8 protein-coding genes are annotated in these 8695 nt (G+C 66.7%); 1 reads left to right on the top strand and 7 read right to left on the bottom strand.

The window, feature by feature from the left end:
* Positions 1–124 precede the first annotated feature (124 nt).
* A complete protein-coding gene (locus ACTIAO_RS16015; protein WP_036322539.1) occupies positions 125–856 on the top strand; it encodes a FadR/GntR family transcriptional regulator in 732 nt (243 codons plus the stop codon).
* 22 nt (positions 857–878) lie between these two features.
* Here the strand turns inward: ACTIAO_RS16015 and ACTIAO_RS16020 are convergent, their stop codons facing one another.
* From ACTIAO_RS16020 to ACTIAO_RS16050, 7 genes are all read right to left on the bottom strand, one after another.
* Complete coding sequence (locus ACTIAO_RS16020) at positions 879–1670, bottom strand: amidohydrolase family protein (RefSeq protein WP_029153302.1); 792 nt, start codon at positions 1668–1670, stop codon at positions 879–881.
* Positions 1667–2194 (bottom strand): acyl-CoA dehydrogenase family protein, encoded by a 528-nt coding sequence (locus ACTIAO_RS16025; protein WP_441841480.1) that lies wholly within the window; start codon positions 2192–2194, stop codon positions 1667–1669. The genes ACTIAO_RS16020 and ACTIAO_RS16025 overlap by 4 nt, the downstream gene beginning before the upstream one ends.
* Before the next feature lie 534 nt (positions 2195–2728).
* Entirely contained in the window at positions 2729–4141 is a 1413-nt protein-coding gene (locus tag ACTIAO_RS16030; protein WP_441841481.1) for a hypothetical protein, read from the bottom strand.
* Between the two features lie 90 nt (positions 4142–4231).
* Positions 4232–4399: a hypothetical protein gene (locus tag ACTIAO_RS16035; RefSeq protein ID WP_441907159.1), complete on the bottom strand. Its 168-nt coding sequence runs from the start codon at positions 4397–4399 to the stop codon at positions 4232–4234.
* Between the two features lie 412 nt (positions 4400–4811).
* Positions 4812–6554 carry an ABC transporter permease gene (locus ACTIAO_RS16040; RefSeq protein WP_441841482.1) on the bottom strand — a complete coding sequence of 581 codons (1743 nt, stop codon included), beginning with the start codon at positions 6552–6554 and terminating at the stop codon, positions 4812–4814.
* 4 nt (positions 6555–6558) lie between these two features.
* Complete coding sequence (locus ACTIAO_RS16045; protein ID WP_441841483.1) at positions 6559–7746, bottom strand: ABC transporter ATP-binding protein; 1188 nt, start codon at positions 7744–7746, stop codon at positions 6559–6561.
* Positions 7743–8438: an extracellular solute-binding protein gene (locus ACTIAO_RS16050; RefSeq protein ID WP_441845397.1), complete on the bottom strand. Its 696-nt coding sequence runs from the start codon at positions 8436–8438 to the stop codon at positions 7743–7745. Before ACTIAO_RS16050 ends, ACTIAO_RS16045 begins: the two co-directional genes overlap by 4 nt.
* Positions 8439–8695 lie beyond the last annotated feature (257 nt).

Raw genomic sequence — 8695 nt, forward strand, 5'->3', positions numbered from 1 at the left:
AATCTATGCGCACGATATGGTTCAGCATGCGTATAGTTGACAAAAATCGACGGTCGCAACAAATAGTTTCGTGACCCGAACGCCCGCCCGGCAGGGCGGATATATGAAGCACAGGGGGCTTCCGATGAGCCAGGTGACATTGCGTCCCCAGAAGACGGCACTTCTCGTCGCTCAGCAGATCGTCGCGGACATCCAACAGCGCGGCAACGTTGCCGGCGACCGGTTGCCGCCCGAGAAGGTCATGCTCGAGCAGTATCAGATCGGCCGCGGCACGCTTCGCGAGTCGCTGCGATTCCTCGAGCTGCAGGGCATGATCACGCTGAAGCCCGGTCCGGGCGGCGGCCCGGTGGTCGAGCAGGCCAACGGAACCGGTCTCGCGACGTCGCTGACGCTGTTGCTGCAGTTCGAGAACGCGCCGTATCGCGACATCGTCGAGGCGCGCAACAGCGTAGAGCCGGCGATGGCACGGCTCGCAGCGAAGCGGATCAGCGACGAGGATCTCGTCCGATTGAAGAAGAACATCGACACGATGGGCGCGCACCTCGACGACGAGGACGTGTTCACCGAGACGAACCAGGAGTTCCACGACATCGTCGCGCACTCCTCCGGCAACCACTTCTTCGCGCACCTCATCGACGCGCTCACGGGCATCCTCGACGGCACGTCGATGGGCGTGGAGTATCCGCGTCACCGCCGCGGTCCCGTGCACGCCGCGCACGTGCGCGTGTACGACGCGCTCGCCGCGCATGACTCGTTCGAGGCGGCCGAAGCGATGCGCGACCACATCAGCGACTACACGAAGTACGTGCAGAAGAAGTATCCCGACACGGTCAACTCCCCGATCAGCTGGCACTGACGGGCGTTGCCGGCTCGGCGGGCTACGCGCCGAGCCGGTACACGCGCGCGAGCGTCGCGCCGAGGACGTTCTCGACCTCATCCGAGGTGAGGCCCAGGCTGTCGAGCGCCTCGAGCTCGGCCTTGGGGGCGGTCATCGGCCAGTCCGATCCGAACGCGATCCGCTCGGATCCGTGGTGACGAATGAGCTTCTTCACGCGCTCGGGCCGCAGCAGCGCGAGCGACGGCGGCCAGGACGTTTCGAGCACGACATCGGTTCCCGCCAGCAGCTCCTCGGCGTCATCGAACAGCTTGTAACCGCCGAAGTGGCATGCGACGAGTCGCAGATCGGGGAATTGACGCGTGATGCGGCGCACCATATCGGGGCTCGAGAGCGAGTTGGTGAACTCGTCTCCCCCCGCTCCGACGTGCGCGATGACCGAGAACTCATCGCCGAACGCCTCGAAGATGTCCCACAATCGCGGGTCGTCGAGCGCGAACCGCTGAAAGAGCGGGTGGATCTTGACGGCCGTGATGCCATTGCGGCGCAGGCTCTCGATGTTCTCCTCAACCGGCAGGTCGACGTGCACGGTGCCGACCGGGAAACGGGTCGTGCTCGCGATCCCGGCCACGAACTCGTTCACGCGGTGCACATGCCGCGCCTCGTTGGCGATCGCGAGGCAGCAGCTGAGGTCCACGCCCGTATGGAGCATCGACTCATCGAGACCCGACACCTTGCCGTCGCCGCGCGGCTCCAGCCCCGGCACAGGATTGGCCGTGAGCGCGATATCGGCGATCTTGTCAGGCCAGATGTGGGTGTGAGCGTCGATGATCATAGGAACGATCCTCCGCTTTCTTCGGCGGCCTTCGCGCGCTTGCCGAGCTGCCGCGCGAGCGAGTCGAGCAGCACCTCCGTGGATCCTTCGTAGATGCGCCCCGGGCGCGAGTTGCGGTAGTGGCGCTCGATGTCGCTGCCGCGCACGAGCCCGAATCGGCCCATCGTCTGCACCGCGCGATCGGCGATGCGGCCGGCGGTCTCGGTCGACACGACCTTCGCCATCGACGTGTCGGCGATGTGCGCGAGCGGATTCGAGGCCGCCTGCGCGGCGGCCTGATACGTCAGGGCCCGCGCCGCCTCGAGCTCGGCCCAACTGAGCGCGAGCTTCTGCGATACGGATCCGAGCGCGAGCAGCGGCTTGCCGAACTGCTCGCGCTCGGTGGCGTGCTTCACCGCCTCCTCGAGCGCCGCGCGGCCAATGCCGAGCGAGGCGGCCGCGACCGTGACGCGGAACACGGCGAGCGTCTGCAGCATGAGCTTGAAGGCGGTGCCCGCCTCCCCGATGCGGTTGCCCCGCGGCACGCGCACATCGTCGAACCTGACCTCGCCGATGATGTGCGGCGCGATGAGATCGGGGCCGCTCGTGACCGAGAGTCCGGGCCGGCACCGACGTGAAGGTCGCGTTGTCGACGCTGTTCCACATCGCGAAGGTGATGCCGCCGAACTGGTCCGTGCCGCCCACGACGAGCGCGCCGATGGTGCCAGCCGCCCCGAGCGAGACCGCGATCGGCACACCGACGACGAGGCACAACAGGATCGTTGCGACGACGATCGCAAGCGCTACTCCTGCCACGATTCCTCCACGCCTTCGCTGCGCTGCGCAGGGGGCGCGCGTCCGTGCGCCGCTGCCGTCGAGACGACGACCTACGCGCCCTCTCACCCGAGGAAGCCGCCCAGCGCGCCCTCGACGGCACGCGGGCGTTTCTTTCCACGGTGTGACGGCGAAGGAGCTCGGTTCACGGTCAAAGACAAGCCGCGCATCGTGCGTAATCAGAGGCGCTGCTCAAGGCCCTCTACCGAAGCGCGGGGTGCGCGGCGAACATGCGCGCCCTGCGCTCAGTCTGCAACGACCTCGACCTCGATAGGAGCGTCGACGCTCGGCTCCAGCCACTGTGTGAGAGTCAGGGTCTGCGCGCCCGCCCCGGCGATCGGACGGTCGAGCGTGAGCGTCCAGGTGCCGTCGACCGCGACCATGGCCCCGGGCTCACCGCTGCCGGTGAGCTCAGGGTCGCGGGATATGTGCGCGCCCGCGGCGATGTCGATGGTCGGCGCGTCTGGATCGGGCTCGCCTGCGGCCGGGACGAAGCCGTCGAGAACGAGCCCTCGTGCGACCGCGCCCAGTCGTCCGACTGATTCGGCACCCGCGCCGAACTCCGGCACGAATCCCGCGAACCGCGCGCCGAAGTCGACCGGGATCGCGAACCGCTCCGTCTCGCCGTCGAGCACCGGTTTCTCCCCCGGCGCGAGCGTCTCGGGCGGTTTGCCCGCGACCCATGGCGAGACGGTCTCCACGGCGAGCTGGCCGTGGGTGAGGTCGAACTCGAGAAGCGCGAGGTAACCGTCGCCGCCGCCGTACGACATCTGGTGATCGATGAGCATCTGCGTCACCTCGTGACCGGCGTCGTTGACACGCGTGTGCACGGCGGTTCCGTGGAAGTGCCCGTTGAGTGTGAGGAAGATCTGATCGTTTCCGCGGATGAGCTCGTCCCAGAGGCGCAGCCCGTACTCGGTGTCGCGTGCCGTAGACCCGTCGACAGTGATCGCGGCGTGCGTCGTGAGGATGACCGGGAGCTCAGGATGCTGCGCAATCACGCCGTCGGCCCACGCGATCGTCGCGTCCGACGCGCGCCACGCCAGGGCGAGCACGAGGAAGCTCTGCCCCTCGGCAGCGAAGACGTGGGCCTGGCTGAGTCCCGTCGGGTCGCTCGCGCGCCAGGTCTGTTGAGTCGCGGCGCGCGCAGCGCCGAACCACTGGGCGTACGGCTCGGCGGTGAGATCGTAGTCGCGATCCTCTACCTTGCCGTCGCCGTCTCGCACGTCGGGATTGCCTGGCAGCACCGAGTACGGCAGACCCGCGTCCTCGAGCGTGCGCATCGCGGAGTCGGCCACCTCCCACTGGCTCTCGTCATACGCCTGATCGACGACGTCTCCGAGGTGCGCGACGAAGGGGATGCGCAGCCTCTCCGCGTGTGACGCAAGCCAATTGGTCTGCGTGCGGAACGGGTCCGTCCCGAACCGTGGTTCGAATTCGGCCGCGGCGTAGCGCGACGCGTACTGCGTGTCGGGCAGCACCGCGAGTGTGAACCGCGATCCGGGCTCCTCGCTCGGCTCGACCAACATCGGCGCCTGCGCCGCGGGTCGATACTCGGCAGGAGTTTCCTGGACCGCTGCGGTCGTGGGCAGGGAGACGGCGAGCGCCGCGGCCGCGACGATGGCCGCCAATCCGAGACGACGGCGGGTGTGTGGCATCGACCATCCGAACGCTGGGGACCGGGACGCCCCCACGCTCCCAGCCGCCCATGACGCGTCGACGGCCGCCCGCTGAACGGCGGGCGGCCGTCAAGTATCGTGCCGGTGCGGAGCACGCTCAGCACGTTTGAGCACCATCCATGCAACCGTGGCCGCGACCGCCGCTGCAATTCCGGCGAGCATCACGAATCCGAACATCCAGGCCGCGCCCGACGGCGTGCTGAATAACGTCACGACTCCCACAGCGAGCCAAAGCATGCCTGCACCGACCGCCGCTCCCGCCGCACCTCGGATACTTCGAGTTCTGACTGGCTCCCGCTGGCGTCGCTCGGCCGTGAGGACGACAAGCCACCCACCGATGAGAGCTGCCAAGGCACTCAAGGCTCCAATACCTGCACCGACCGCGAAGAGATAGGCGAAAGCGCCCCACCCTCCTTGTTCGCGATAGTCAGAGTTACCCGTGAGATACACCGCAATACCCAAGACGGCCCCGACACCGATCCCAATCGGAATCGCGCTGATCGCGGCCGCGCGGTACCGCCTCCAAAGCATGCGCTCACAGTATCTTGATCACCGAGCTGATTCAGCATCGAGGCACGGTCTCACAACATGCAGCCGCAAGGGCCTGGACTCGGCACGATACCGAATCCAGGCCCTCCATGAGTCGCCTCTACCCGCGGCGGCGGCGCGGCTTCGCCAGCAGCAGCGACGCGAGCGTCACGACACTGAAGACGACGCTCACGATGACCGACAGCGCTGCGAGCAGCGTGGTCGATCCGTCGAGCCACATCTTGATCATCGTGAATCCGATCACGGGCGTCTGCACGCCCGCGAGCAGCGCGGATCCGGTGAGCTCGCCTGCCATGACGACGAAGCAGATCACGAAGCCCGAGATGAACCCCGGCCAGACGAGCGGCAGGATCACCTTTACAAAGGTGCGCCCCTGCCCCGCGCCCGAGATCAGCGACGCCTCGATCATGTCGTTACCGACCTGCGCCATCGCCGAGTTCGACGAGATCACCGCCTGCGGCAGGTACATCACGATGTACGCACCGATCAGAATCGCTGACGTGCCGGCGAGGTTGAACGGCGGGCCCGCGAACGCCGCGATGAACGCGACGGCCACGACGAGGTGCGGCAATGTCGCCGGGATCCTTGAGATGAAGTCAACGATCTTCGCCGCGATACCGGTGTTGCGCGCGAGGTACATCGCGACGATGAGGCCGATGATCATGGCGACGAGGCCGCCCTGGATGCCGAACAGCACCGAGTTCAACAGCGACGCCTGGATATCCGGAGTGCTGAGTACAGCCGCGTAGTTGTCGAAGCTGTACCGCGAGAAGTCGATCTCGCTCGACCAGAACCCCTGCACCGAGAGGAACAAGAGCCCCAGGAACGGCAGGACCGACGTCGATGCGATGTAGAACAGCACACAGAACATCGCGAACCCGCGCCACCGTCCGAGCTTCACGTGCGCGCCGCGCCCGATGCGCCCGCCGATCGTTCCATAGCGCTTCGTGCGGTTCACCTTCAACTGCCACCAGCCGGCGATCGCCACGACGACGAGCATCAGGATCGATAGGACGACGGCGGATCCCGTGTCCGGCGGGTACGAGAAGGTCAGCAGGCGATAGATCCGCAGTGCCAGCACCTCGATCTCCGAGGAGACACCCACCGTGGCCGGAATCGAGAACATCGCGAAGCCGATGATGAGCTGGATGTTGAACGCGCCGACGAGCGCCGGCTTGATCGCAGGGATCGTGACGGTGAAGAACGTGCGAAGGATGCCGGATCCGTTGACGCGCGCGGCCTCTTCCAGCGAGGGATCGAGGTTCTGCAGCGACGAGCTGATCGAAAGGTACCCGAATGGCACGACATACAGCACGTAGAGGAAGACCATTCCTCCCCACGAGTAGATCTGGAACGGCCCCTCCGCCAGATCGATGCCGACGACGCTCAGCAGGTCGCGGATCCACACGTTGAGGAGGCCCGCGCGACCCGAGGTGAGCGCGATCCACCCGACCGTGCCCGCAAGCGACGGCACCATCAGCGGAATCAGCGGCAGGATCGTCGACGCCCAGCCGATGCGCGCATCCGTGCGCTCCATGAGCCACGCGAACACGGTCGCAACTGCGAGCGAGATCGGCAACGCGATCACCAGCACGATGGCCGTGTTCAGCAACACGGACCCGATGCCGGGCAGCGCCCACACGTCGACGAACGCGCTGAAGTCGACCTTCCCATCGACGATGAACACGTTCCACAGCGTCGAGAGCAGCGGGAAGCCGACGAGCGCGACGATGCCGATCGTGACGAGCCCCGCGAACATCCCGAACGGCGACAGGCCGCGCACCCACGAAGTGAGGCGGTTACCGGCGCTCGGTTTCGTCGAAGCCTGAGTGACGGCAGCCATCACGTCACTTCTCTTCCGGCTGCGGAACGGCGAACAGGGATCCCTCGCCGACGACGAGCCGCACCCGCTCCCCCTCGCGGATCAGCGAGTCAGGCGGCGCGATCGCGAGCAGCGTCTCGTCGTTGGCATGCACCAACAACTCGACATGCATGCCGACGAAGACCCTCGCGGTGACCTCGCCGTCGACCACGAGCGCCGCGCGCTCCGGGGCCGGCGCGTCCGCGGCCACGACCTGCGCGTTCTCGGGGCGCCAGGCGACGACCGCGTCGGCGCCCACCGGGACCTCCTCGTTGGTGAACGTCGCACGCCCGTTTCCGAATGGCGTGGTCACGTCCGCGGCGCCGTCAGAGACGGACGTCACGGCACCGGTGGTCTCATTGGTGCGACCGATGAAGCGCGCGACGTATCGGTTGGCGGGTCGCGTGTAGATCGCACGTCCCGTATCGAGCTGCGCGACTTTGCCCGTATCGAGCACGGCGATCCGGTGCGCGAGGTGCATCGCCTCAGACTGATCGTGGGTGACGTACAACGCGGTGAACCCCAGCGTGCGCTGCATCTCGAGCATCTCCTCGCGCAGCTGCTCGCGCACCTTCGCGTCGATGTTCGACAGCGGCTCGTCGAAGAGGATCAGGTCGCTCTCCGACACGAGCGCACGCGCGAGCGCAACGCGCTGCTGCTGACCGCCGGACATCTCGTTCGGGAAGCGCTTCGATTGCGACGTGACGTCGACCTGCTCGAGCACGCGCTCGACGCGCTCCTTCACTTGCTTGCGCGGCACGCCCCGAGAGATCAGCGGATACGCTACGTTCTGGGCCGCCGTCATGTGTGGCCACAGCGCGTAGGTCTGGAAGATCATCGAGATGTGGCGCTTCTCGGGCGGCTGGCTGATCGCGCGCGAGCTGTCGTAGACGTCGCGCCCGCCGATCCGGATCCGACCGGAGTCGGGCGAGTCCAGACCGGCGACGCAACGCAGGAGCGTGGTCTTGCCGCAGCCCGACGGCCCCAGCAGCACGAGGAACTCACCGCGGCTGAGGGTGAGGTCGATGCCGTCGACGGCCGTGACCTTCTTCTCGCCCGGCAGCTGGAAGTGCTTATAGAGGTTGTCGATCTGGAGGACCGGCGCGAGCGAGTCACCCGTGACGACCGTCGCCGTCTTCTGATCGGCGCCTGAAGGCGCTCCTGCTGTGCTCACTGGATCCCCAAAGCGCCGAGAATCTCGTCGCGAGCACCCTCGAGGTATTCGATACCGAACTCCTCCTTCAGGACGTAGTACTGACCCATCCACGGCAGGATCGCGCGCGGGTCAACGAGCATCAGTTGGTCGGCGTAGGCGGGGTCGAGCAGGTCTTCCCACGCAATGGGAGCGGTCTCGACGCGGTCGGTGTTGTACGTCGCACGGATCGGCGCAATCTGCGTGACCGCGAGCGGGCCGCGCACGAACTCCTCCGGGTAGTCGGCGAGCGTCGGCAGGTCGAAGGTACTCAGGTCATCGGCCCAACCTTCCGCCTTCGCCTCCTCGCCGAAGTCGATCTCGCTCGTCGTCAGCACATCGGCACTCGACGCGCCGGCCTTGACCTCGGACGAGAACCGGATCGGACCCTCCGTGCCGCCGAGCCGCAGAACCTGCAGATCGACGCCCGGGAACTGCTCTTCGAAGGCCGGCTCGATCTGCGCGATGTTGTCGGGGATGAACGAGGTGTACCAGATGACGGTGCCCTCCTCCTTCGCCGCCTCATACAGCTCGGCAAGAGGCCCATCGACCTCGGCGGGCTCCGCGCCTCCGCCTACGTCGGATCCGCCGCCCACAGAGCAACTGGCGAGAAGCAAACCGGCCGCCGCAATACTGATGAGAGCGAGCGGAGCCCGGAATCGAGTTGTAGCCATGAGATCCTCCTTGATCTGGTTAGAGCAATCGTAGTAATCATGACCATGATTCACAACAGTGCGATTCTGGCGTTGCGGATCCGTTAACTTGCGCCTGCCCGAGCGGCCGACGCGCGCGCAGGCACGCCGAACGAGCAGCGCGCTCCTCCCTTGTCGGGGAGGAGCGCGCTTGCGCGGGCACTACTACCAGCGTTTGAGCAGAGCCGCCAACGCCTGGCCTCCGCCGATGCACATCGTGACGACGGCGTACTGCAGGC

Origin of the sequence: Microbacterium sp. (assembly GCF_052099035.1) — a bacterium.
In the GTDB taxonomy this organism is placed as follows: domain Bacteria; phylum Actinomycetota; class Actinomycetes; order Actinomycetales; family Microbacteriaceae; genus Microbacterium.

What these genes read in the sequence shown, in the direction of transcription:
- ACTIAO_RS16040 (WP_441841482.1), bottom strand. Translation starts at nt 6,554, where the DNA reads ATGGCTGCCGTCACTCAGGCTTCGACGAAACCGAGCGCCGGTAACCGC.
- ACTIAO_RS16015 (WP_036322539.1), top strand. Translation starts at nt 125, where the DNA reads ATGAGCCAGGTGACATTGCGTCCCCAGAAGACGGCACTTCTCGTCGCT.
- ACTIAO_RS16050 (WP_441845397.1), bottom strand. Translation starts at nt 8,438, where the DNA reads ATGGCTACAACTCGATTCCGGGCTCCGCTCGCTCTCATCAGTATTGCG.
- ACTIAO_RS16035 (WP_441907159.1), bottom strand. Translation starts at nt 4,399, where the DNA reads ATGCTTTGGCTCGCTGTGGGAGTCGTGACGTTATTCAGCACGCCGTCG.
- ACTIAO_RS16030 (WP_441841481.1), bottom strand. Translation starts at nt 4,141, where the DNA reads ATGCCACACACCCGCCGTCGTCTCGGATTGGCGGCCATCGTCGCGGCC.
- ACTIAO_RS16020 (WP_029153302.1), bottom strand. Translation starts at nt 1,670, where the DNA reads ATGATCATCGACGCTCACACCCACATCTGGCCTGACAAGATCGCCGAT.